Source organism: Marinilabiliales bacterium (genome assembly GCA_007695015.1).
Classification (GTDB): Bacteria; Bacteroidota; Bacteroidia; order Bacteroidales; family PUMT01; genus PXAP01.
In genome coordinates this window covers 1-25,394 of sequence record REEN01000052.1, presented here as the reverse complement: position 1 = coordinate 25,394, position 25,394 = coordinate 1, and the positions used below count along the sequence as shown (strand labels likewise).

The window sequence follows — 25,394 nt, the reverse complement described above, 5'->3', positions numbered from 1 at the left end:
GACAACATTGGCCGGTTCAATCCGCTCCCACTCTCACCAGGTCGGCAAGCACCCCGGCGGCGGTAACCTCAGCCCCTGCTCCGGGACCCTTGATAACCATCGGGTTGTCAAGATAACGGTTGGTGGTGAATGAGATTATATTGTCGCTTCCGGTCAGGTTGTAGAAAGGATGTGAAGAGTCGAGCATCATCAGCTCGGTCCTGGCCTTTCCGTCTGCCAATATACCCACGTAGTGTACAACCTTGGTTTCGGCGGCAGCCTTGTTCTTGAGCTTGCCGAAGTGCTCCTCGGAGGCTTCAAGCTCCCGGTAAAAATCCTCTACCGTTGCTGCCTTAAGGCAGTTATCGGGCAGTATGGGCTGCAGCTCCATATCATCAAATTCGGTCTCAAGTCCGGTCTCCCTGGCCAGAATGAGCATCTTCCTTGCAAAATCGAGTCCGCTCAGGTCATCCCTGGGGTCAGGCTCGGTAAAGCCCTTTTCCTGCGCTTCACGCACCACGCTGGCAAAGGTCCTCTCCCCCTTATATTCATTGAACACGAAAGAGATGGTGCCTGAAAGGATGGCCTCGACCCTGAGTATCTCATCGCCGCAGACAAGAAGCTCCTGCAGCGTCTTTATTATGGGCAACCCGGCACCAACTGTTGTTTCATAAAGATAGTCAACGCCGAACCTGGCGGCGGCATCCCTGTTGAGCCGGTAGCTGTCAAAATCACCTGTATTACCTATCTTGTTGCAGGTAACGACAGAAAAGCTCTTCTCAAACAACTGCCGGTAGAGCCCTGGCACCTCCCTGCTTCCGGTATTGTCGACAAAAACGGAGTTGGGAAGGTTAAGGTTGAAGGCATATTCAATGAATTCGTTAACCGTCCCCGGCACACCCCTGCTGCTGAGATCCTCTTTCCACGCTTCCGGATCGACCCCCTCGGGGTTGAAAAAGAAGCGTTTGCTGTTGCATAACCCCACAAGGGAGAGCCTGATGTGCCTGTTCTCCTCCAGGAACCTATGGTGGCCGGCTATCTGCCTCAGGAGGGTGCCGCCTATGTTCCCGACACCGCAGAAAAATACGTTAAGCGTCTTTACGGGCGAGAGGAACATCGCGTCATGCACCGAATTCATCGCCTTCGAAAGGTCTTTCCTGTCAATCACCACCGAGATGTTGAGCTCCGACGACCCCTGCGCTATGGCCACCACGTTGACCCCGCTCCTGCCGAGCGAGCTGAACACCTTGCCGGAGAGACCCCGTTTATTCTTCATGTTCTCACCCACCACTGCAATAATGCTAAGGTTGTCATCAAACAGGGGGCGGTCAAGGCGGGCGGACTGCAGGTCGAGCTCGAACTCGCGGTTGATAACCTTTCTGGCCAGCGGTATGTCCTGGGGTCCGATAGCCAGGCTGATGCTGTGCTGGGAACTGGCCTGGGTTATCAGGAACACATTGATCCCTTCTGAGGCCATACGGCTGAAGAGCCTGCCGCTGAGTCCCTTCTCGCCTACCATGGCACCGCCTGATATGGTGATCAGGCATATTTCAGATATGCAGGAAATACCCTTGATAAGCGACCCGTTTTTGTCGGCCTCCCCCGTGATGATGGTTCCCTCGAATGAGGGGTTGAAGCTGTTCTTTATCGTTATGGGTATGTTTTTCGCCCTGGCCGGGAACATGGTTGGCGGATGGATCACCCTTGCACCGAAATAGCTAAGCTCGACGGCTTCGCTGTAAGAGAGGCGCGGAATGGAAAAAGCCTTTTTCACCATCCGGGGGTCGGCCGTCATTATGCCGTCAACATTGGTCCATATCTCTATCTCACCGGCATCGAGCGCCGAGGCAACTATTGCCGCGGTATAGTCCGAGCCCCCGCGTCCCAGGGTGGTGGTGATACCGGCCTCATTGGAAGCTATGAAACCGGTGAATACCGGTATGGCGCCTTCGTTCTCCTTTACGAAATTTCTGATCAGCGTATTGCTGAACTCCTCAATGACGTTGGCCTGGCCGTAACTGCTGTCGGTCTTTATGAGCTGCCTGGTATCGGCAAAGACTGCCTTTCCAAAGGATTGCGACACGAATGCAGTGAACATGAATGCCGAGCAGAGCTCTCCGTAGGAGAGCGCCCGGTCGACCGTCCGCAACGAAACCTCCCCCAGTGCCGATATTCCGGCCAGCATCTCCTCAAGCTGGTTAAAATAGAGCTTGAGTGTGAGCAGCACTTCGTTCTGCCTCGTCACCTCAAGGCGTTGCCTGACAATGCTGTAATGCAGCTCTTCAAGCTGCCTGATGGCGGGGGACAGGTCCTTGCCGGCAATCGCCTGTTCGACGAGGCCGTTAATCTGGTTGGTAACACCTTCAAGTGCGGAGCATACAACTACCACGTCACGCTTTTCCTCCTGGTTGGCTGAAATGACATCCAGCAGGGTGTCGAGTGTGCCGGGATCGCAGAGTGAGCTGCCGCCGAATTTGAGAACCTTGATCATATCTCTATTTGTTATTAACTCTTTTCTATCCATCCGGCCAGCCAGTCCCCCACCTCATCGGTCGAAGCCGGGTCTGTGCTGTCGATATCGCCGGTAACGACACCTGCCTCAAGAGAAGCTTCAACCGCCATCCTGATCAGCCTGCCGCCCTCTTCGCTGTCAAAGGCTTGCTCGAACATCATGGCGGCCGACAACACCGTGGCCACCGGGTTTGCAATATTCCTGCCCGCAGCCTGGGGATAGGAGCCGTGAATTGGTTCGAAGACCGAGGTATGCACCCCGATGGATGCCGATGGCAGCATTCCCAGGGAACCGGTTATGACGCTGGCCTCATCGGTAAGTATGTCGCCGAACATGTTCTCGGTAACTATCACGTCAAACCTTTTGGGCCACTGAATTATCTGCATTGCGGCATTATCGACAAACATATACTCAACCTCTACCTCCGGGTAAGATGGCGCCAGCTCCTGCATCGTCTCCCTCCACAGCCTGGATGTGGCAAGCACATTCGCCTTGTCAACCATCGTCAGCTTCTTACGTCTCTTCATGGCGAACCCGAAGGCCAGCTTGCAGATGCGCTCTATCTCATACTTGTGATAGACACAGGTATCGTAGGCAGTGGTGCCGTCCTCAGACCTCCCCTGGGGCCGACCGAAATAGATGCCGCCGGTCAGCTCCCTCACAGTTATAAAGTCGGCACCGGCAACAATATCCTCACGCAGGGGTGACTTATGGACCAGGGATTCGAAGGTCATCACCGGCCTTATATTTGCATAAAGGCCAAGTTTCTGTCTCATCTCCAGCAGCCCCTTCTCTGGCCTCACCCTGGCTTTGGGATCATTGTCAAACCTGGGGTCGCCTATGGCCCCGAACAGGACCGCATCCGATGCCATGCAGAGGTTATGGGTCTCGTCGGGATAAGGATCGCCGGTTTTGTCAATTGCAACTGCGCCGACAAGGCCTTCGCCGTATCCGGGTATGTGCCCGGTCTTCTTGCAAACCTGGTCAATGACCTTGACCGCCTGCCGTGTAATTTCAGGTCCTATGCCGTCGCCGGCAAGCACCGCAATTTTTATGTTCATCTTGCAAAGATAATATGTTATTGATCGTTATTTGGTCTGAACATGACCGGTAATCGTGGCAGTTTTGGACGTTTTCGTTTTAGCCGGCCGGTTCCCGATTATGTTGAGCATCTTCATGGTAGCCTTGATGGCAGCGGTCGTCTGGTCTGCATCCAGTCCCCTTGTCCGGTACTCTATCCCTTCATATTCCCATGTGATGATCGTTTCAACAAGGGCATCGGTCTTGCCACCGGGGGGTATTGTCACCAGGTAATCGGTAAGCGCCGGAACGGGCCTGCCGAGGTTTCTGTATATCTTCCACATGGCTTTCATGAATGCATCGTATTGTCCGTCACCTACCGACGTTTCGGAATAGGTCTCACCGTCTATCGACACGCTGAGCGAGGCCACCGGCTTCATCCCGCGTGCAACCGTGAGGTGGTAATTGACCAGGCAGATTGATTGCTCCTTTGATCCATTCCTGAGCACGTCTGAAATGATGTAGGGCAGGTCGCCCGTGGTGACAGTCTCTTTCTGGTCGCCCAGCTCAATGACCCTGCGCGTCACCTTGTCGAGGTCCTCGCGCGACAGGGTGATGCCAAGCTCATCGAGGTTCTTCTTTATGGAGGCCTTGCCTGAAGTCTTGCCCAGGGCGTAACGCCTGAACCTGCCGAACCTCTCGGGCAGAAGCTCATTGAAATAAAGGTCTCCCTTGTCGTCGCCATCGGCATGCACGCCGCAGCACTGGGTAAAGACATATTCGCCGGTAAGCGGCTTGTTCTGAGGAATCCTGATCCCGCTGAACAGCTCGACCATCTTCGAGACCTTTGAAACCTTCGATTCTACAAGGGTGTTCCCGGCTTTAAGGTGGTCGTTCAGCACCCCTATCACACTGGCAAGAGGCACATTCCCAGCACGTTCACCCAGTCCGTTCACGGTGGTATGAACCCCCCTGACACCTGCCTTTACGGCCGATATGACGTTGGCAGTGCCCAGGTCATAGTCATTGTGCGCATGAAAGTCGAAATGGATATCCGGCCATCGCTTAACGGCCCAACTGCAGAACTCCAGGGTCTGGCCGGGGTTCAGTATCCCCAGCGTATCGGGAAGCATGATCCTTTCAACTTTCCTGGTGCTCAGGTATTCGATCATGTTCTCAACATACGCGGGTGAGTGTATCATGCCATTGGACCAGTCCTCCAGGTATACATTCACCTTCAGCCCCCTTCCTGCAGCCTCTTCGATCACACTGTCGATATCGTCAAGGTGCTGCTGCGGTGTTTTGCGCAGCTGCCCCTCGCAATGCTTCAGCGACCCCTTGGTAAGCAGGTTCACAACCCTGACGCCCACTTCACAGGCCCAGTCCAGCGACAGCGTGCCATCGACAAAACCAAGTACCTCGACCCGGTCAAGATAGCCTTTTGCAGCCGCCCATTCGGTGATCCGTTTTACCGCGCGGTACTCTCCCTCCGAAACCCTGGCCGATGCCACCTCAATACGGTTAACCCTGATCTCATCGAGCAGCAGCTGCGCTATTGCAAGCTTTTCACCATCATTGAAAGATACACCCGTGGTCTGTTCACCATCCCTGAGCGTTGTGTCCATTACTTCAACATTTATCATAGCTCTCTTTTTTGCTCCCATTCTACAATTCTTTCCTTCATGCTTAACAGGTAGTCTATGTCGTCGTACCCGTTAAGCAGGCATTTTTTCTTGTATGCACTTATTTCAAAGTTTTCAGACAACCCTCCAGCCTCCAGGCTGACAGACTGTTGTGCCAGGTCAACCCTCACCTTCACCCGCGGGTCTTTCCTTATACGGTCGAAAAGCAGCGACAGGAAATCGCCGGTTACCTGCACCGGCAGCAATCCGTTGTTCAGGGCATTATTCCTGAATATGTCGGCAAAAAAGCTGGAGACCACCACCCTGAAGCCGTAATCCTTTATCGCCCAGGCTGCATGCTCGCGGCTGCTCCCGCTGCCGAAATTTTTTCCGGCGACAAGTATCCTTCCCTCGTACCTATTGTCATTCAACACGAAATCTTCCCTGGGACGCCCGGCATTGTCGTACCTCCAGTCCCTGAAAAGGTTCTCGCCAAACCCTTCACGTGAAGTGGCCTTCAGGAACCTTGCCGGTATGATCTGGTCGGTATCCACATTCTCTGCAGGCAGCGGAACGCATGTTGACACAAGTGTTGTAAATTTATCTAAAGGCATTTCTGATCTTTTTATTATTAATTATAAAAATTCACGCGGATCGGTTACCACGCCAGTGATCGCTGCAGCGGCGGCGGTGAGGGGACTGGCAAGCATGGTGCGTGCACCAGGGCCCTGCCTTCCCTCGAAATTCCTGTTGGAAGTCGAAACCGCATATTTTCCTTCAGGGATCTTATCCTCGTTCATCGCCAGGCATGCTGAACAGCCCGGCTGGCGCAACTCAAACCCTGCCTCTTCAAGGATATCCCGTATGCCTTCCCCGGCAGCCTGCCTTTCAACCTGCCTGCTCCCCGGCACTATCCATGCCGTTACTCCTTCTGCCTTTTTCCTGCCTTTCACAAATTGCGCAAAGCTCCTCATATCCTCTATCCTACCATTGGTGCAGCTGCCTACAAAGACGTAGTCCACTCTCTTGCCCGCCAACGGCTCGCCGGGATTAAACCCCATATAATCGAGCGATTTTCTGAAAGATGCCTCAGATGTGTTACCTGTATCGTCCTTCCGGGGAATAGGGGCAGTGACCGGTATTCCCATACCGGGATTGGTGCCCCAGGTAATCATCGGCTCAATAGCTGCGGCATCAAAATAAAGTTCTTTATCGAAAGACGCATTACTGTCCGATGCAAGTTTTCTCCACCTCTCAACATATCTGTCAAACTCCTTCTCTGCAGGAGCAAATTCCCGTCCCCTGAGATATTCAAAAGTAACCTCGTCCGGGGCTATGAGTCCCCCGCGTGCACCCATCTCAATACTCATATTGCAAATGGTCATCCTGGCCTCCATAGAGAGCGACCGCACCGCTTCACCGCTGTATTCCACGAAATACCCTGTTGCCCCTCCTGTTGATATCTGCGCTATTATGTACAGTATGATATCCTTTGAGGTAACCCCTTTTCCGGGAACACCGTCAATATTGATCCTCATGGTTTTAGGACGTGCCTGCATTATGCACTGGCCGGCGAGAACCATCTCCACCTCGCTGGTGCCTATGCCGAAAGCGATGCTGCCGAAGGCGCCGTGGGTCGATGTGTGGCTGTCGCCGCAGACTATCGTCATGCCGGGCTGTGTTATACCCAGCTCGGGACCGATCACATGGACAATTCCGTTATAGGCATGATTCAGCCCGTAAAGGGTGATGCCATGCTCGCTGCAGTTCTCTGCCAGTTTTTCTACCTGAACCCTGCTAAGCTCCTCCTGGATGGGCAGGTGCTGATTGGTTGTCGGTACGTTGTGATCGGCCGTGGCCACCGTATTGGCCGGACGGAATACCTTTATACCTCTCCTTTTAAGTCCCCCGAACGCCTGGGGACTGGTAACCTCGTGGATAAAGTGCCTGTCGATATACAGCACATCGGGACCTTCGGGAACGGTGCTTACCACATGATCGTCCCATATCTTGTCAAATGTCGTCTTGCTGCTCAATGTTCAATGGTTTTAACTTTTTGTCCAACTATGATATTTTTCCTATTGCATCGAGGAATGCCTCCACGGATGCGGTAACGATATCGGTATGGGCCGAAAAGCCGTAATAGTTGTCACCCTTGTGCTCTATCTGCACGTGGACCTTCCCGAGATCGTCGCTGCCCCTGGTGATGGCCTGTATAAGAAACTCCTCGAGTCGCACCCTCCTTTTTACAAGGTTCTTGACGGCGGTGAATGAGGCATCAATAGGGCCATTACCGGAAGCGGTCTCGGTAAAGACGTCGCCCTTGAAGCTTACCTGCACCGTTGCCGTGGGGATGGTGGACTTGCCGCACATCACCTGGAGGGAGACAAGCTCAATGGGCGGCTTACCTTTCTTCTCCCTGCCCGCAAGGATCTCAAGATCCTCATCGCCGATATCCTTTTTCCTGTCTGCCAGGTCAAGGAACCGGCTGTATACATCTTCCATCTCTTCGTTACCGAACTCGTAGCCCAGTATCTGAAGACGGTGCTTCAGGGCTGCCCTTCCGCTGCGTGCGGTAAGCACTATGGCGGACTCTTTGACGCCGACTTCTGCAGGATCAATGATTTCGTAGTTTTGCCTGTCTTTCAGCACACCGTCCTGGTGAATGCCGGAAGAATGGGCAAAGGCATTGCGGCCGACTATCGCTTTGTTCGGCTGTACCGGCATGCGCATAAGGGTAGACACCAGCTTGCTTGTTCTCATGATCTGCTGTGTGTCGACACCCGTTTCATAGTCAAGCGTATGATGGCTTTTCAGCGCCATGACTACCTCTTCAAGAGATGTGTTGCCGGCCCGTTCGCCAATGCCGTTTATGGTGACCTCCACCTGGCGGGCACCGTTAATGACACCTGATAACGTATTGGCCGTGGCCATGCCGAGGTCATTATGACAATGTGTTGATATCACCGCCTTGTCGATGTTGGGCACATTATTCACCAGGAAGGCTATCTTTTCGCCGTACTCGCCGGGCAGGCAGTATCCCGTGGTATCGGGAATATTGACAACAGTGGCGCCAGCCTTTATAACGGCCTCGATAACCCTTGCGAGGTATTCGTTTTCGGTCCTCCCGGCATCCTCGGCGTAAAACTCTACATCGTCGACAAATTTCCTTGAAAGCTTTACCGCGGCAACGGCTCTTTTGAGTATATCTTCCCTGTTCGAGTTCAGTTTATTCTTTATGTGGAATTCAGAAGTGCCGATGCCTGTATGTATTCTCTTCCTTTTGGCAAACTTCAGTGAATCGGCCGCAACCTCAATATCCTTATCAACTGCTCTTGTAAGGGCACAAACAACCGGTTTTTCAACTGTTTTGGATATTTCCACAACTGAGTTGAAATCACCGGGTGAAGAGATAGGGAACCCGGCTTCAATAATATCGACTCCAAGCTTTTCAAGCTGCCTGGCAATCTCAATCTTTTCTATGGTGTTGAGCTGGCAGCCCGGGACCTGTTCACCGTCTCTCAGCGTGGTATCAAAAATGTGAATCTTTTTGTCCATATCAGAATCTGTTTTATTGGTTACAATTTTATGGTTCTTTTATCTTTTCTTTAAGTGTATTATAGGTTTTCGGGACGCAGTTTTCTGACCTCGGCACCGGCCCTCCACATCTCAGAGTCACGCAGCTCGCCAAGCTCCTTTTCAAGTCCGGTCCTGTAATCGGGTTTTGAATTTGCCTCGATGGCCTTGCGGGCCTCGTTGCCTTTGGCCACCTCCGAATAGAGCTCCCGGAAAACCGGCAGGTTGGTGTCCCTGAATTTTTTCCACCAGTCCAGCGCACCCCGCTGGGCAGTGGTCGAACAGTTAGCATACATCCAGTCCATTCCGTTCTCTGCAACCAGTGGCATAAGGCTTTGGGTAAGCTCCTCAACAGTCTCGTTGAAAGCTTCTGACGGCGAGTGGCCGTTTTCACGCAAAACCTGGTACTGTGCAGCGAACAATCCCTGGACTGCTCCCATCAGCGTACCCCTTTCGCCTGTCAGATCGCTGTAAACCTCCTTTTTGAAAGTGGTTTCAAACAGATATCCGCTGCCAACCCCTATGCCGAGAGCAATGACCCTCTCCTCTGCCCTGCCTGTTGCATCCTGGAATATGGCATAGCTGCTGTTAAGTCCCCGTCCCTCCAGAAACATCCTGCGGAGACTGGTACCCGAGCCTTTGGGAGCGACAAGCACTACATCAACATCTTTGGGGGGGATTATCCCTGTCTGCTCCTTATAGGTAATGCCGAACCCGTGTGAGAAATAGAGCACCTTGCCGGGAGAGAGGTTTTTTTTCACCGCCGGCCACAGCGCTATCTGGCCTGCATCTGAAAGCAGGTACTGTATTACCGTGCCCTTTTCCAGGGCTGCCTCTATAGGGAAGAGGTTTTTGCCGGGTTCCCAGCCGTCAGCAACAGCTTTTTCCCAGGTTTTGGATTCTTTCCTCTGACCCACTATCACATTGAAGCCATTGTCTTTGAGGTTCAGTGCCTGTCCGGGTCCCTGCACCCCGTAACCTAACACGGCAATGGTCTCGTCTTTCATTACTTCAAGCGCCCTGGACAGGGGAAACTCTTCACGGGTTACTACATTTTCAGTTACTCCGCCAAAATTGATCTGTGCCATAGTTCTGTTTTATTGGTTTTTAAAATGTTGTATATATTCATTCGTTTTAAATCCTCATGTCACGGACTTGCACGGCGCAATGACGGGGGGTTCAGTTTCCTGGATTAACGCCATTTTTTGCAAGTTTGCGCAGGTAGCTGTTCAGCGGCTCCTTCTTCAGCTTGTTCACGGCTACCCGCCCTGACCTGGTAAACTGGGTGACCCCGTAAGGGTCAAGCTTGTTGAAAAGCTCCTGAGTCTCGTTCTTGTGGCCGGTCTTCTCAATGACGGTATATTCGGGCGTCATCTCCAGGATTCTTGCACCGAACTGGCGTACCAGCTTTTCGACCTCGTTCCCTTCGAAAAGCGAGGCTGTAGGTACCCTGTATAGGGCTATCTCCTGGTAGACTATCTCATCCTGCGAGAAATAGTAAGCTTTCAGGATGTCGATGCGCTTCTCGATCTGACGCACGAGTACGTCAATCTCCTCTTTCGTGGCATAAACCACGACAGTGAACTTGTGTATGCCTTCTATGGCCGACTCCGACGTGGTAAGACTCTCTATATTGATGTGCCTTCTCGTAAAAACCGAGGTGACCTGGTTCAGTATGCCGACACGATTTTCGGTATATACGGTAACAGTGAACTCCTGCTTCATTGTGTTGTTATTTGTAATTAACTGGTTTGCATTGTTATGTATCTCCTCCGCCCGGCCGGCAGTAAGGCGCCGGCTCATGGGAGATGCTGTTATTCAAGTATTATCTCATCGACTGAGCCCCCTGCCGGCACCATCGGGAAAACATTGCCCTCTTTCTCGACGGCAACCTCGAGCAGGAACGGGCCTTCAGCGCTGACCATCTTTTTTACCGCCTTGTCCAGCTCCTCACGCCTGGTCACCTTGACCGCGGGCACGTAGTACCCTTTGGCAATTGTCTGGAAGTCGGGATTTATGAGGGAGGTATGTGCATAACGGTGGTCAAAGAAGAGCTCCTGCCACTGCCTTACCATTCCCAGGAAGTTGTTGTTGAGCAGTACTATTTTTACGGGTACCTTGGACTGGTATATGGTGCCCAGCTCCTGGATCGTCATCTGGAACCCTCCGTCACCCACAAAGAGGCAGACCGGCCGGCCGGGCATTGCCAGCTTGGCCCCGATGGCAGCCGGCAGTCCGAAGCCCATCGTACCGAGTCCCCCGCTGGTGATTACCGAACGTGACTGCCTGAATTTGAAATATCTCCAGGAGATCATCTGGTGCTGACCCACATCGGTCACCATGATGGCGTCGTCATCATAGGCATCGGAAACCCTTCTAACAACTTCTGCCATGGTGATCTCGGGCTTGTCGGGGTAAATTTCCCTTTCAACAAGCCGCTTGTACTCAACCCTGTCGCATGCCCTGAACTCCTCAACCCAATTGCCGTGGTCGTTTTTGCTCACCTTTCCGGTAAGCATGGGCAGACTCTCCTTAACATTCCCGAGAAGTGGCACATCGGCATGGATTATCTTGTTGATCTCGGCAGGGTCTATCTCCATATGGATCACCCTGGCGCTGGTGGCATACCTCTTCGGATCGGCAGTCACACGGTCGTCAAACCTCATTCCTATGGCAATCACCAGGTCGCTTTGATTCACCATTACATTGGGACCATAGTTACCATGCATACCAAGTCCCCCCACATTAAGGGGATGACCGGAGGGTATGGCAGACAATCCCAGGAGCGTTTGCGCTGCCGGTATGCCCGTCTTTTCAAGAAATTCTATCAGCTCCTTTTCGGCACCTGCAAGCACCACACCCTGTCCGACCAGGGCCATTGGCCTGGAGGATAGGTTTATGAGCCTTGCGGCCTCTTCTATCAGTCCGGGATCAACCGAAGGATACGGGGTGTAGCTTCTGACAGATGTCACCGGCTTATAGCTGTAATCCAGTGAACCGAACTGTGCATCTTTCGTGATATCCAGCAATACCGGTCCGGGACGCCCGGTACGGGCTATGTAGAAAGCCCGTGCAATCGCCCACGGGATCTCTTCGGCGCGTGTTATCTGGTAGTTCCATTTGGTAACCGGCTGGGTCACACCAACCACATCGACCTCCTGGAAGGCATCGGAACCCAGCAACACCGATCCCACCTGTCCGCTTATGACAACCACGGGTGTAGAATCGATCATTGCATCGGCAATACCTGTAACCGCATTGGTAGCGGCCGGACCAGAGGTCACCAGGCACACGCCAACCCTTCCTGAGGCACGTGCGTATCCCTGGGCGGCATGTACCGCTCCCTGCTCATGTCTTACCAGGATATGGTTAATCTTTTCCCGGTATGAGTAGAGTGCATCGTAAACCGGCATGATCGCACCGCCGGGGTAACCGAATATCAGGTCGACGCCTTCGCGGACGAACGATTCCATTACCGCCTCCGAACCTGTCATCTTAACAGTCTCTTTTTTCTGATCTTCCATCAATAATTCATTTTGTTTTTGCATGGCTGTAATTATTGTTGCTGCCTGTACTCCAGGCCTGAATTCTCATTTTCATGGCTGCAGGCAGTATTACCTGCACCGGTAAGCATTCTTACGGCTCCCCTGTCGGCCGACGACACTACCGAGGCATAAAGCCTGAGCGATAAAGAGACATTCCTCTTTCGCACGGCGGGGGTAAATGCATCAGCGTTACGCTGCAGCTCCTCTTTGCGCCGGGCTGAGAGCTCCTGATCAGGCACACCTGCATTTATCTCCCTTCCTGGTATATCGATCACTATCCTGTCGCCGTCCCTTAAAAGAGCAAGAGGGCCTCCTGCGGCAGCCTCGGGCGAAACATGTCCGATTGACAGTCCGCTTGTACCCCCCGAGAACCGACCGTCGGTGACAAGGGCACATGAGGCGCCCAGTTGCGCGGACTTAAGATATGAAGTGGGATAGAGCATCTCCTGCATGCCCGGTCCGCCGCGTGGTCCTTCATACCTTATGATCACCGCCTCTCCTGCCTTTATATCACCATCAAGTATTGCCCTGCATGCATCATCCTGCGATTCAAATACCCGGGCAGGACCTTCAAAGTGAAGCAACTCCGGGTCAACACCGGACGTTTTCACTATACACCCGCAGGGTGCGATATTGCCGTAAAGAACTGCAAGTCCCCCATCAACTGACCATGCACTGGAAACGGACCTTATACAACCATTCTCACGGTCAAGGTCAAGGTTCTCGTAAACGGTACGTTGCGACCCCAGCACCAGGTTATGAAAGCCGCCGGGTGCGCTTGCGTATATGTCCCACGCCTTCTGTATGGCCGACGACGACTTCAGGTCGTAATCCCTCAGCGCATCGCCAAGGGTGGGATAGTCTATTCGGGGCACATCCGTATCAATCAGCCCTGCATCGCGGAGTGCAGCCATGATACCGAACACGCCTCCCGCCCGGTTTACATCCTCTACATGGTAGCTGCTGCTGGGCGCCACCTTGCACAGTACAGGCGTTGTGCGCGAAAGCCTGTCGATATCCTTCATGGTAAAATCAACTCCGGCTTCATGAGCGATAGCCAGGAGATGGAGAACGGTGTTTGTCGATCCTCCCATGGCAATATCGAGCCTCATAGCATTGAGAAAGGCATCGCGAGTTGCTATGGACCTGGGCAGGACGGTCTCATCGCCGCTGCCATAATACCTCTCCGCCAGCGAAACTATAAGCGAGGCTGCCTCCTCGAAAAGCGATAAACGGTTGACGTGGGTGGCAACCACCGTACCGTTCCCCGGAAGGGCAAGTCCGATAGCCTCATTAAGACAGTTCATCGAATTGGCTGTGAACATACCCGAACAGGATCCGCAGGTGGGACAGGCATTTTTTTCGATATCATATAAGTCCTCGTCAGCAGCCGAAGGGTCGGCCGCGGCGACCATGGCATCGACCAGGTCAACTGCCCTGCCGCGGTGCCTGCCAGCCTCCATGGGTCCGCCACTGACAAACACGGTCGGAATGTTCAGCCGCATGGCTGCCATCAGCATGCCAGGGGTTATCTTGTCGCAGTTGCTTATGCATACAAGTGCATCGGCACAATGTGCGTTGACCATATATTCAACGCTGTCGGCTATAAGCTCGCGCGACGGCAGCGAATAGAGCATTCCATTATGTCCCATGGCAATGCCGTCGTCAACTGCAATGGTATTAAACTCGGCAGCAAAGCATCCCTGTTTCTCTACAAGTTTCTTCACTTTCTGCCCGATATCATGCAGGTGCGCATGGCCTGGAACAAATTGTGTGAATGAATTTGCAATGGCCACGACAGGTTTGCCCATCTGTTCATGCCTCATCCCGTTTGCCCTCCAGAGGCTTCTTGCGCCGGCATTAAGTCTGCCCCGGGTAGTGGTGTCGCTTCTCAGTTTCCGCTGCATAGCCATTTAACTTAAAAAGCCCCCTCACTTTTGAAGTGAGAGGGCTTTGTTGTTTTTTATATTGTGACTATACAAACATCGGTCTCACTTCTTCCCGTGACAGGTAAGAATAATAAAGATGATCGATGTTAGCATGTGTCGCATATGTTTTATAACATAAATTCGGGACAAATGTAGGAATTATTAATTAAGTTCAAAGAGAATTCATGAAAAAAATCATATTTTTTCGTTATTTCTTTCACCGGCCCTGTATTCACCAAGTATCTGCAGCTTGTCAATCAACGGCTTTACAGCCTCAAGCGATTTTTTGTACATTGACACGTCGTCGTACAGCAGGTCCAGGTAAAAGAAATACTCCCATTCCTTTCCAACTACAGGCAGTGACTGTATCTTGGAGAGATTTATGCGGTAGAAGGCAAAAACGGAAAGGACCTGTGAGAGGCTGCCCACTGCGTGGGGAAGCGTAAAGCAAACTGATGCCTTATCAGTATGTTTGCCCTTGTCATCAATTCCGGGTTCGGTAACATGTTCAGCGACAGGTTCGGCTATCAGGAACCTTGTGAAGTTCCGCTTGTTGCTCTCGATACTTGCGGCAATGATCTCCAGTCCGTACATCCCGGCAGCCAGATCACTGGCGAGTGCTGCCACCCCGGTCTTGCGGTTCTCGCTGATCCATTTTGCACTTAGTGCGGTATCGATCGACTCAATCACCTTCACTCCCCTGCTGCGCATAGGCGCAAGATATTCCTGGCACTGCAGGATCGCCATAGGATGCGAATGTACCTGGGTGATATCCTCCTGTTTTTGTCCCGGCAGTCCGATCAGGTTCTGGACGATCCTGAGGTACACCTCACCAGTTACAGTCAATCCGCTGCCACTGAGCAATGCATAATTGGGTATAAGCGATCCTGCAACCGAATTCTCAATGGCCACTACTGCTGCATCCGAACCGCCGCCTGCCACCGAATCGAACAGGTCTATAAATGTGTCGCACGGCACAATGGTCAGTTCCCTGTCACTGTAATATTTCCTGGCGGCAATCTCATGGAACGCCCCGTAACCGCCCTGGATGGCGACCCTTAATGTACGCTTCTTCTTGTCTTGCTCTGTCATGGTTACTCAGGTTTTGGTTAAAAAAAAGTCCCGGAGATCCGGGACTTTCCAAACAATATTGTAAACAGCAATATCACAGTCCCTTTTCCGGATCGCTCCTGAAAAAGAAAAAGAAAAAGCTGTTGTTGATAGTTATCATCATATCCGGCAAATATAATCAAAAAACTTATTTTTGAAACAACAATATAATACAACTGCTGTTTTTAATTTACAGCGAAATATTATTTTCGGCAATTCGTCAACTCATTCCGGAAGGGGAAAAGTGCAGGATAATAAAAAACACAAATCGCCATCAATTATGGCTCTGGCAGGCAATACCGGTAACATCAGGATATTTCGTTCGCTTCGCGTGCAAGTCGCTGCAATCTTTACCTGGTTTCTCCTCTTATCAGTCATATTCGCCCCTTCCTGCTCTAAACAGACCGGCCCAGTTATCATTGCAACCGGCGTTATAAGCGAGATCACCTCCTCCACAGCAGTAAGCGGAGGCACCATAGTTTACGGCGATAATAATGGTATAACGGGGCGGGGACTGGTATGGGATACGTTGCCCGACCCTTCAGTAAGCAGGCATGCAGGCAAGCTGAACTCAGAGGGGAGCGACCCTGTGTTCAGGATGGAGATTCAGGGACTCCGGCCGGAGACTGTCTACTATGTAAGGTCATGGGCATCCCACAGTGGCGAGGTGGCATACGGCAATGAGTTCCGGTTCAAAACATTCTGGGGATCGGTGACTGATATCGACGGCAACACCTACAATACCCTAAGGGCGGCCGGACTGGAATGGACCGCCGCCAACCTGTCTGTTTCAAGATATAACAATGGTGACGTAATACCCAACCCGGAAGGGGTGCATGAATGGAGGTCGGCAACAGAAGGTGCATGGACATACTATTTTCACGATGATAAGCTAGGTGAGGTCTACGGCAAGCTTTACAACTTCCATGCGGTTGCAGATGAGAGGGGCATTTGTCCGGCCGGCTGGGAGGTACCATCAGACAGACACTGGCAACGGCTTGAAACGGAGCTTGGCATGTCAGCCGCAGATGCCGGGAGTACCGGGTTGAGGGACAGGTATGCAGGAGGCAGCCTGAAGGCAACGGGTACAGTTTACTGGCGGGATCCCAATACACTGGCGACTGACCGGATTGGCTTCTCAGCACTGCCCGGAGGGTACAGGCATCCTGACGGCAGGTCATACATGCTTAGAAGGTCTGCCAATTTCTGGACATCCACCACTGCTGGAGAAGGACATGCATGGTACAGGAATATCAGCAGCAGCAACGGGGGAGTATACAGGCACATGTTCATGATCAACAGCGGCTTCTCGGTTCGTTGCATCAGGCAGGGCGATTAGTTTCCGGGAATTTTCGTATTTTTGTTTCATTCAGCATGAACATTTCCAGGATAAAAACCCTAAAATAAAAAGTTTATGAGCCAGAAAAAGAGAAACGTATTATCAAGGCGTGATTTTATGCGGCTTTCTGCAGCTGCTGCGGCCGGCATGACCATTATGCCGGCACTCTCATGCAGCGTGGACAGATTTCCTGCCCCGCTGAAAAGAAGATTTGGAAGAATAAACTTTGATGTAACAAGCATGGCACTCGGGGGACAGGGTTCCATTCAGTGGACCCCTGATGACGTCAACCCCGTTGACATCATTCTTAAGTCATTTGACCTTGGCATCAACTACTACGACACCTCCAACGTTTACGGCCCGAGCCAGCTCAATTTCGGGAAGGCTTTCAGGAAGCTCGACCTTGTCCCCGGAATGGAAGGATACAACAGCCAACTGAGGGAATCGATATTCCTTACGACAAAGACCATGATACGCTGGGCAAAGGGCGGTTATCCCGAACTCCCCAACGTAAGGAACAGCAGCCAGGGTGATCATGGCGAGGGTGCGGTTGCCGATCTCAAAAGATCACTCTCGCAGATGTTCGGCAACGACGACGGGACATACCCCGAAGGTGCATATGTAGATATGATAATGATACATAACCTGGTCGATTTTGAGGAGGTGGATGTGGTATATCAGGGACTGGAAACACCGCTGGACAAGGATGGCAATTTCGGGGCCCTGGTAGCACTGAGGGACTACCGCGACGGCACCAATATTACCGGACTGAACCCGAAACACGAAAAGCTTGTCCGCCACCTGGGTTTCTCGGGCCATCACAATGCCCCTGCAATGATCGACATGATACAACGTGACAAGTGGGATCTGCTTGATGGCATGCTGGTAACTATAAACGTTAACGACAGGCGCTACCTGAACATGCAGTACAACGTGATACCCGTCGCACAGGCGAGGAACATAGGCGTTATCGGCATGAAGGTATTCGCCGACGGGGCAATGTACACCAAGGAGCCCGGATGGTCAAGGGTTCCCGACGACGTGGTAAGGATAATAGGAACCGAGTCAGTTCCCAGTAAACCGCTTATTGAGTATGCACTTACAACACCCGGAGTACATACACTTATCGTGGGAATAGGCGAAATCAACGAAGACCCGCTGAAATGCCAGCTCGTTCAGAATTACTATGCCGCGCAGATAGAGGCTGATGCCCTGTCGGTGCAGGAAAGAAGGGAACTTGAGAAGATCGGGGAAAGGGCCCGTGGAGGCGAGACCAACTATTTCCAGATGGCTGATCGGGGACTTACACCACCGAGGAATGCAAAACTTGAAAAGACCGACAGGATAAAGCTCTCCTGGGAAACCAGCTATGCGGGAGATGAACCGGTTACCCACTATGAGATACTGAGGGACGGCGAGCTGCTGGAAACCGTCCGGCATAAGCCGCAGGTCTCAAAAGTGCCTTTCAGCTTTGAAACACCTGACGGAAAAGAGTTTAAAATAGTTGCTGTTGATGCCGCCGGAAGAAAATCGGCAACTGAAGCGTTGACAGTATAGCGAGGCTCATGGCACTGAAAACTGATGTCTTAAATCCAACTGAGAGCCGGTATCAGATGATGGCGGCTTTCAGTTTATTGTTTATATTATCTATTTCAACCATTAATCTGATGGCAGCACCAGAGGCTCAGAGCAGCAGTAAAACGAGTTACCTTGAAATCCTGCCTGTAACCGATTTTGAGGTTACGGGAGACGGCAGCTCTCCTGAGTGGAACAGGGCAGAGTGGGAGATCATCCCCCAAAGGTCGAATGACAGGATCAGCTACGAAACCCGGCTGAAAGCCCTCTATTCCCCGAAAGGGATATATTTTCTATTCCACTGCGAAGACAAGGTGATAAATGCAACCATGCAGGGCGATAACCTCAACCTCTGGGAAGAGGATGTGGTAGAGGTATTCCTGATGCCTGAAGAAGATTACCCCGTATATTTTGAATACCAGATTTCGCCGCTTAACCAGGAGCTGACACTGCTTATACCAAATGTTGACGGAGACCGGCGTTTCCTGGGCTGGCTGCCGTGGAACTATGAGGGAGACAAGAGGACACGCCGCCAGACCACAATTCATAAAGATGTTGAGGGGAACGTGACAGGATGGACGGCCGAGTTCTTTATCCCCTTTAAGCTGATGGATCCGCTTGTTATTGAACCCCCGGAACCGGGCACAGAATGGAGGGCAAACTTCTACAGGCTCGACTACGATGAGGGACCGGCCAGGTTCTCATGGCAGGAGACCGATGTCCATTTCCATGAGCCGCATAATTTCGGAACCATCATATTCAGGTAACGTGACAGCCTGAGCCCGGATGATTGACTCAGCCAACTGATTACCCGAGCCTGACAGAGTACTGACCTGAAAACAAACTCACTGTTAATGCACCTGAAAATTTCCATTTCGCTCCTGCTGCTGCTTTTCAGCATCAAAACAACATCTGCACAGACCGGCACAGCAATTCCTGCCGCTTACACCAAAGACCTGATCGTTATCGACGGAAGCCTCGATGAAGATGACTGGGAAAAGGCTGAGGTGATAACCGGCTTTATCAGGCTGGAACCCTCGGAGGGATCACCCGCGTCAAGAAAGACCGAGGTGCGCATACTATTTGGCGAAGACGACCTTTATATAGGTGCCAGGATGTACGATGACCCTGAAGAGGTTGAGAATATTCTCGGCAGAAGGGATGAGTTTAACAGGGCGGACTGGTTCATGATATCGATCGACTCCTATTTCAACCGCAGGACGGCCTATACATTTGCGGTCAATGCCGCCGGCGTGCAGCTAGATGGCCAGCAAGGCGGAAGGAGGGTCTATACTACCGGACTTTTTGACGGACTCGACACCTCATGGGACGCCATCTGGTTTTCGGCTGTAAGCATAACCGAAGATGGCTGGGTTGCTGAATTGCGCATCCCCTACAGCATGCTCCGTTTTCCCGGGGCAGAGGAGCAAACCTGGGGCGTACATTTCACAAGGCGCATACCACGGCTGGGTGAGATCTCGGAGTGGCCGTATATACCCCGTACCGAGAGAGCGAACCTGGTTGCCAGGTACGGGCAGATAACCGGTATACGCGATCTTGAGCCAAGAAGAAATATCCAGGTCCGCCCCTATATTCTTTCGGGTGTTGATTTCTTCGAAAACCCGGCAGAACCGGGAAGGGGAACACACGACACTAGATTTGATATAGGCGGCGACATAAAGGTCGGCCTGGGTACCAACATAATGATGGATGCCACTATAAATCCGGATTTCGGACAGGTTGAAGCCGACCCGGCAGTGCTCAACCTGACGGCATTTGAAACATTCTTCAGAGAAAGACGCCCGTTCTTTATTGAAGGGGCCGACATCTTCCATTTCGGGATCGGCATAAGCAGTCTGTTTTATTCACGAAGGATCGGGGCTCAGGATCCGATATCGGGAGCGGCAAAAGTATCAGGACGCTCTGAAGGGGGGCTGTCATTCGGGATACTGGGCGCAACGGCGGGCCGGAACTTCAACCCGTCCCACAATTACGGCGTGGTGCGGGCCACACAGCAGATAGGGCAGTATTCGTCAGCCGGCGGCATCATCACAGCCTATCACAGTCCCCGTCAGGATGGCATAGGATGGCAGAGCATGACCGGGGGAGCGGACTGGGACGTGAGGTTTGGCGGCAACAGGTACAGCTTCGAGGGAATAACCGCTTTCGCGGAAAGAAGATCAATTGTTCCCGGGCGGGATGATGAGAGCGGGTTCATGAGCGGACTTGTAATGAGGAAAAGGGAGGGGACGGTGGACGGCCATATCACGTACCTTGTCTTTTCAGACCGCTATAATCCCAATGATATAGGGTGGACCAGCTTTGAGCGGAACTTTCACGAGATCTGGCCGGGACTGAATTACAATATAAACGACGGCCAGCCCTTCGGACCATTCCAGAGGGCCCAGGTCAGCATGTCAGGGCGGCAGAGATTTTCATATGTTGAAGGGTGGAACATGGGTGACTTTCTAAGCCTGAGGTCAGAATGGGTGACCAGGGGGTTTCAGAGGATAAGGTCCGGTGTAGCCTTTTCTGAGATCATGGGAGGTTATGATATATGGGAGACGCGGGGACTTGGCAGATGGGCGAGGCCCCATCATGTTGCCGTAACCCTGGTATATAATTCAGATGAACGGGAGAGCTGGATGTTGACGCCGGAGGCAGGCTACAAGGTATTCGGCGACGGGGGAAAGGTGTACAACCTTGCGCTGGGCGGCAAAATTGATTTAGGAACACGATTCTCGTTTACCGGAGGTATTGACGGGGAATGGGAACGCTCCTACACAGCCTGGGCCTCAAATGAAACATTCACCAGAACCAACGGGCAATGGGCAATAGGAAATATTTCAGCTCCCCCGGAAGCATTGACGTCCGGAGACTTCACCGGGTTTGATGACGGGGGGCTTCTGGATCAAATAACCGGGAGGGTTGATGAGCATTTAAACGGGTACTGGTACCTGCCCCTGTTTGGTGAACGCGACACCAGGGCGCTGGACCTGACCCTGAGAAGTGCAGTTACACTAACAAGTAACCTCTCCTTCCAGCTCTATACACAGATGTTCCTGGCCAAGGGAACTTATGATAATTTCAGTATCCTGGTCAGTCCCGATGAACTTGCCGGGTTTGATCCTTTCCCGAAAAAGAGGGACTTCAGTTACCGGAACCTCCAGTCCAATTTCGTGACCCGCTGGGAATACCGCCCGGGGTCAACGCTTTACCTTGTATGGAGCCACAGCCGGAGGAAAAGGGATGAGATGAACCCCCTGGCGCCATGGGGAGCATCACCATATGACAGTCCGCTGGGCAAACAGGTAGGCGACCTCTTCGCCGTCTTCCCGCACAACACCATCATGCTAAAGTTCAATTATGCCTTTTTCTGATATTAAACAAGCCTCATCACCCTGTCTACAGCATCATCAACCTCTTCGGGGGACTCCATACCAAGGGTTATGCAGTGTACATTCGGACTTTTTGTAACGTACTCAATTGATCTCTGCCGTTCCTCAACAGAGGTGTTGTCACCATTTCCGAAGATCTTCATGCCGATGATACCCTTACCGTTCTTCCTTGCGGTTTCAAGAAGGCCCATAACATCTTCAGGGGTGCCGTCCATATGAGTTCCAAACGGGTTGATCCGGGCAAGTATCACATCTACCCAGGGGTCATTGACTGCAGCCTTCATGGCATCCCAGTCGTGACATGAAACCCCGACGGCTTTGATCGCTCCCTGTTGCTTTGCCTTAGAGAAACCGTCAATGATCTCCTGTGATGTCTCCTGCCAGTCGCCCCTCATAAGGCAATGCATAAGAACAATATCAAAATAATCACTTCCTGTCTCCAATCTGAACCTGTCAAGGGTCTTTTCGACCGGCTCGGTCTTGTACCAGCTTGTATCGGTCGTCCAGATCTTGGTAAGCAGTGTTGTCTCCTCCCGCGGAACCTCCTTCAGCACTTCACGGACATAAGTATGTGAACCGTAGGTGTCGGCCATGTCAAAAAACTTCAACCCACGGTCAAAAGCGTGACGTGCAAGCTTGACAAACCCACGCGTACCGAGCCTCGTCTGGTTTGACTGACTTCCCCCGGCATGCGAACCAGTTCCGAAAGCAATTCGCGGAACCATCAGTCCGCTTTCGCCCAGGGCTACCTCATCCACTCCTGCCCTGACGACAGGATTGTAGCTGATATTGAAAAGCCCTGCCCCAATGGCAGCGGCACCTGCAAGACCGGTATGCAAAAACTGCCGGCGGTTGATCTTTGCCATGATAAAGATTATTTAATGAGCATCCAGAAAATAACTACACGTAAATTTCAATGAGCTAAAATAGGAAAATTATTTTATTTCATCCAACGTATTTAAATATATGCATCATTAAAATAAGGTGTCAGTACTTCAAAATCTTATGTACTGATTTCAACCGGTTATCCTCAAGTATCCGCAAAACGTAGATCCCAACAGGCATAGCTGAAATATCCAGTCGTACATCGCCCGGGAGGTTTCCTTCCCTGAGGGCAACACCCCTGATATCAAGAAGTTCAAAATGAAGTCCGGTTGCCGTGCCGGTTATTATGTTTATTATGTCCCGTGCGGGGTTCGGATAAACCTGCACTTCGACTGCCGGTTGTGCAGGTGTCAGGCCGGTATCAGGATCCGTGTATTCATAGTCACATGACTCCGCAATACCGGTGGAATAGAACCCGAGTTCAGCGTCTTCATAACATCTCAGCCCCCCGGATATCGGGCCATCATATTGTAAAGTGCTGTATGGCGTATAATTGAACATATAATGGATGTCGCCTATTTTCTCGATGATGGTAGAACTGTAAGGCTGTGAATGCTCAACAGAAACCATCTGATAGGTAACATGCAGCTCCTTGAGCATTTGATCGTTTATCTCAATCCAGGAGACTGAATCAACAGTTACTCTGATTGTATCACGTTTATTGTCATTATGGGTATCCAGCACCTCAAATTTCCAGTACTCACCTTCCCCCTTTGTCAGATCATAGAGGATTTGGAATTTTTCAAATGTCTCATCCCAGAAATATACTACACTGTCCTCCTGGTACATATATTCAATATCAGGCCGCCCGGTATATTCAAGATTTTTCTCCTTCTCAAGTATCCTGCACTCAATGCCATCAACTATCGTATCACCCGTTGCAATTATCTTCAGGTATGAAATATCATCCGAATACATGGGATTGTGTTTGGTATAATACCAGGTGGCCCCAACCGGGGCAAAATCGGGTGCTTCGGGCTCCGGGTCGGGGTCGGGCTCCGGATCAGGTTCGGGTTCTTCATCTGGCTCGGTTATATCAACAAATTCGACCCTGTCAATATAAATGCAGGGCTGGCCATTGCCTGCATAAAATTTCAGTTTGGCGGTTGCATCAGTGACCGACGGCGAAAACACCCGGCTGAATTCCTGTACCTCTGCCGTAAGATCAAAGGACCTCTGATAATGAGTTGTCCACGGACTTCCTTCCTGCTGTACAGCAACATCCATAACCCGGTTAGTGTCGGCTTTTGCCATAAAAGCGATCCTGTACTGCCTTCCGGCCTCGAAGGGCGCATTCTGCCGTACCTGGATGTGCCAGTTGGCAGTGCCTGGATTGACCGGACATATTCTCAAAGCATTGGATCCTGACATTTCTGCCCCGGTAACAACTTCCATCGTGGCGTGGGCATCGAAATGAAGCTGGATATCCCATCCCGTTGTGCCGTAGTTAAACTCTCCGTTGTATATCAGGTTACTATCCGGTTCATGTTCAATTCCGTAATGAGGATAACCGGTATCAGGCTGTTCATCCATATATTCCTCCAGCCATAGCATGGCGGGCCTTTTAGTGCCATCACTGTTTATCAGGCCTGTGCCCTCCCGCCAGGTCTGCCCGGTCACATATCCCCACAGGGTGATGCCCGCAACAGCAGGATGCTCCCAGAAGACCGGGAAAGTACGCTGATAGCTGAAAAGCTGGGATGCATCATCATTTGAGCTGCCCCTCAGATCCAGCTCGGTTACGTATACTGGTATACCACCCGATGCCATCAGGTCAATTCGCGATTTCAGTGTATTTGGCCGGGTCGCCATCTGGTCAACATTGAAATAATGGGCCTGCGTACCAAATCCGTCTATCAGTCCCCTGTCCCTTAGTACTCTCACCAGTCCGAGCATCTCATTGATGGCAGTTGCATCATTTTCCAGACCGTAGTCATTAAGAACAAGCTTTGCATCGGGAAAATAGTGCCGGGCCTTCTCAAATATCCATATCTGCCAGTCATAGCCGGTCTCTCCGGCACCACCGAGTGCATCCCTGAAGTAAACCGTGCCGGCAGCATGTGTCCGGAGCTGTTCATTAAGAACATCAACCTGGTCAATCATCGGGTACCTGTCTGCCACTGCAGCCATATACTCCTCAAGCTCCTGCTGAAACTCCTCCGGCTCAAGTTCCGTAATCCATTGAGGATACTGGCTGCCCCAGGCAATCGCATGATACCTGTACATCATATTGTGGTGATATGCATGATTATAGGCATAGTCAGCCTGCGTCCAGTTCATGACATCACGGGTGCCTTCCACAACCCCCCACTTGGCACCATTCTCTGCCGTTACCCCGTTCCATAACTCATTGAAATCACTTCGTATGCCATGATGGCCTATAATATTGCCAAGGTACTTCCCTTTACCTGCACTCATGCCTTTACGTATAACCGGATCAAGTCCGACATTTACAATAACACCGGCAGAGGTAAAGGTGGTTCCAAGATCATCGGTGGCAATGGCAGTGATCCTGTAGGTACCGGCCTGAAGGTCTTCCCACACAAAGGAATAGGTGTGGCGGTCATGTCCGGAAGTTTCATGGATCTTCAGGGAATCTGCAAAGAACTCAACTTTAACAATTTCAGCCGGATCATTGGTTCCCCCTAAACCGGTTGAATAGACCCTGATAACCAAATCGGTGCCTTCCTGGTAATAGGCGTTATTGTGAGGATAGGTTATAACACAGGAAGGAAGGGTAATTTCAGAATTAGCGTGTAAATAAAATACACCGCAAAACAGGATAGCTGGAAGAACAATACGCTGGAAGATTCTTTTTAACATAGAGGAGAAATATTCAGTGATTCCGCCAGAATTACTCGCACCCAAAAAAAGGCCTGCCTGCGACCCGCTCGTGATCCTGGCT

At 51.7% G+C, this 25,394-nt stretch carries 17 protein-coding genes; 4 read left to right on the top strand and 13 right to left on the bottom strand.

The genetic code is table 11. The features are described 5' to 3' along the window. Positions 1 to 16: 16 nt before the first annotated feature. The 11 genes from EA408_05890 to EA408_05840 all read right to left on the bottom strand — a co-directional run bounded on the left by EA408_05890 (position 17) and on the right by EA408_05840 (position 15,274). A complete protein-coding gene (locus EA408_05890; GenBank protein ID TVR72928.1) occupies positions 17 to 2,467 on the bottom strand; it encodes a bifunctional aspartate kinase/homoserine dehydrogenase I in 2,451 nt (816 codons plus the stop codon). A gap of 17 nt (positions 2,468 to 2,484) precedes the next feature. Beyond that, the gene (gene leuB / locus EA408_05885; GenBank protein ID TVR72898.1) at positions 2,485 to 3,552 is read right to left on the bottom strand and encodes a 3-isopropylmalate dehydrogenase; all 1,068 of its coding nucleotides are present in this window, start codon (positions 3,550 to 3,552) and stop codon (positions 2,485 to 2,487) included. A 27-nt stretch (positions 3,553 to 3,579) separates the two neighbouring features. Beyond that, positions 3,580 to 5,154 carry a 2-isopropylmalate synthase gene (locus tag EA408_05880; GenBank protein ID TVR72927.1) on the bottom strand — a complete coding sequence of 525 codons (1,575 nt, stop codon included), beginning with the start codon at positions 5,152 to 5,154 and terminating at the stop codon, positions 3,580 to 3,582. Continuing rightward, positions 5,151 to 5,747: a 3-isopropylmalate dehydratase small subunit gene (gene leuD / locus EA408_05875; protein TVR72897.1), complete on the bottom strand. Its 597-nt coding sequence runs from the start codon at positions 5,745 to 5,747 to the stop codon at positions 5,151 to 5,153. Before leuD ends, EA408_05880 begins: the two co-directional genes overlap by 4 nt. A gap of 21 nt (positions 5,748 to 5,768) precedes the next feature. Beyond that, on the bottom strand, positions 5,769 to 7,169 hold the full coding sequence (leuC, locus tag EA408_05870) for a 3-isopropylmalate dehydratase large subunit (GenBank protein TVR72896.1): 1,401 nt from the start codon (positions 7,167 to 7,169) through the stop codon (positions 5,769 to 5,771). A gap of 28 nt (positions 7,170 to 7,197) precedes the next feature. Then, the gene (locus tag EA408_05865) at positions 7,198 to 8,691 is read right to left on the bottom strand and encodes a 2-isopropylmalate synthase (protein TVR72895.1); all 1,494 of its coding nucleotides are present in this window, start codon (positions 8,689 to 8,691) and stop codon (positions 7,198 to 7,200) included. A gap of 59 nt (positions 8,692 to 8,750) precedes the next feature. Beyond that, positions 8,751 to 9,797 (bottom strand): ketol-acid reductoisomerase, encoded by a 1,047-nt coding sequence (gene ilvC / locus EA408_05860; protein TVR72894.1) that lies wholly within the window; start codon positions 9,795 to 9,797, stop codon positions 8,751 to 8,753. A gap of 91 nt (positions 9,798 to 9,888) precedes the next feature. Further along, complete coding sequence (gene ilvN, locus EA408_05855; GenBank protein TVR72926.1) at positions 9,889 to 10,434, bottom strand: acetolactate synthase small subunit; 546 nt, start codon at positions 10,432 to 10,434, stop codon at positions 9,889 to 9,891. Between the two features lie 89 nt (positions 10,435 to 10,523). Further along, a complete protein-coding gene (ilvB, locus tag EA408_05850) occupies positions 10,524 to 12,257 on the bottom strand; it encodes a biosynthetic-type acetolactate synthase large subunit (protein TVR72893.1) in 1,734 nt (577 codons plus the stop codon). 8 nt (positions 12,258 to 12,265) lie between these two features. Continuing rightward, entirely contained in the window at positions 12,266 to 14,161 is a 1,896-nt protein-coding gene (locus tag EA408_05845) for a dihydroxy-acid dehydratase (protein TVR72892.1), read from the bottom strand. A gap of 216 nt (positions 14,162 to 14,377) precedes the next feature. After that, entirely contained in the window at positions 14,378 to 15,274 is an 897-nt protein-coding gene (locus EA408_05840; GenBank protein ID TVR72891.1) for a prephenate dehydratase, read from the bottom strand. A 298-nt stretch (positions 15,275 to 15,572) separates the two neighbouring features. On the opposite strand from EA408_05840, the gene EA408_05835 reads away from it, so the two are divergent. The 4 genes from EA408_05835 (at position 15,573) to EA408_05820 (ending at position 21,586) form a co-directional block, all read left to right on the top strand. Further along, on the top strand, positions 15,573 to 16,631 hold the full coding sequence (locus EA408_05835; protein TVR72890.1) for a hypothetical protein: 1,059 nt from the start codon (positions 15,573 to 15,575) through the stop codon (positions 16,629 to 16,631). A gap of 75 nt (positions 16,632 to 16,706) precedes the next feature. Next, positions 16,707 to 18,188, top strand: coding sequence for a twin-arginine translocation signal domain-containing protein (locus EA408_05830; GenBank protein ID TVR72889.1), 1,482 nt, complete (start codon positions 16,707 to 16,709; stop codon positions 18,186 to 18,188). Positions 18,189 to 18,298: 110 nt separating this feature from the next. Further along, positions 18,299 to 18,973, top strand: a complete 675-nt coding sequence (locus tag EA408_05825; GenBank protein TVR72925.1) for a hypothetical protein — start codon at positions 18,299 to 18,301, stop codon at positions 18,971 to 18,973. An 87-nt stretch (positions 18,974 to 19,060) separates the two neighbouring features. Next, a complete protein-coding gene (locus tag EA408_05820; protein ID TVR72888.1) occupies positions 19,061 to 21,586 on the top strand; it encodes a hypothetical protein in 2,526 nt (841 codons plus the stop codon). Between the two features lie 2 nt (positions 21,587 to 21,588). Here EA408_05820 and EA408_05815 read toward each other — a convergent pair whose 3' ends face one another. Together EA408_05815 and EA408_05810 are read right to left on the bottom strand one after the other, a co-directional pair. Further along, complete coding sequence (locus EA408_05815) at positions 21,589 to 22,461, bottom strand: aldo/keto reductase (GenBank protein TVR72924.1); 873 nt, start codon at positions 22,459 to 22,461, stop codon at positions 21,589 to 21,591. Between the two features lie 130 nt (positions 22,462 to 22,591). Further along, on the bottom strand, positions 22,592 to 25,394 hold a 2,803-nt coding region (locus EA408_05810; GenBank protein ID TVR72887.1), incomplete at its 5' end, for a T9SS C-terminal target domain-containing protein.

Bases quoted from the DNA above. Each gene is read 5' to 3' on its own strand.
- ilvB (TVR72893.1), bottom strand. From the start codon at position 12,257: ATGCAAAAACAAAATGAATTATTGATGGAAGATCAGAAAAAAGAGACT.
- EA408_05845 (TVR72892.1), bottom strand. From the start codon at position 14,161: ATGCAGCGGAAACTGAGAAGCGACACCACTACCCGGGGCAGACTTAAT.
- EA408_05820 (TVR72888.1), top strand. From the start codon at position 19,061: ATGCACCTGAAAATTTCCATTTCGCTCCTGCTGCTGCTTTTCAGCATC.
- EA408_05865 (TVR72895.1), bottom strand. From the start codon at position 8,691: ATGGACAAAAAGATTCACATTTTTGATACCACGCTGAGAGACGGTGAA.
- leuD (TVR72897.1), bottom strand. From the start codon at position 5,747: ATGCCTTTAGATAAATTTACAACACTTGTGTCAACATGCGTTCCGCTG.
- EA408_05825 (TVR72925.1), top strand. From the start codon at position 18,299: ATGGCAGCACCAGAGGCTCAGAGCAGCAGTAAAACGAGTTACCTTGAA.
- EA408_05840 (TVR72891.1), bottom strand. From the start codon at position 15,274: ATGACAGAGCAAGACAAGAAGAAGCGTACATTAAGGGTCGCCATCCAG.
- EA408_05880 (TVR72927.1), bottom strand. From the start codon at position 5,154: ATGATAAATGTTGAAGTAATGGACACAACGCTCAGGGATGGTGAACAG.
- leuB (TVR72898.1), bottom strand. From the start codon at position 3,552: ATGAACATAAAAATTGCGGTGCTTGCCGGCGACGGCATAGGACCTGAA.
- ilvN (TVR72926.1), bottom strand. From the start codon at position 10,434: ATGAAGCAGGAGTTCACTGTTACCGTATATACCGAAAATCGTGTCGGC.
- EA408_05835 (TVR72890.1), top strand. From the start codon at position 15,573: ATGGCTCTGGCAGGCAATACCGGTAACATCAGGATATTTCGTTCGCTT.
- EA408_05830 (TVR72889.1), top strand. From the start codon at position 16,707: ATGAGCCAGAAAAAGAGAAACGTATTATCAAGGCGTGATTTTATGCGG.
- ilvC (TVR72894.1), bottom strand. From the start codon at position 9,797: ATGGCACAGATCAATTTTGGCGGAGTAACTGAAAATGTAGTAACCCGT.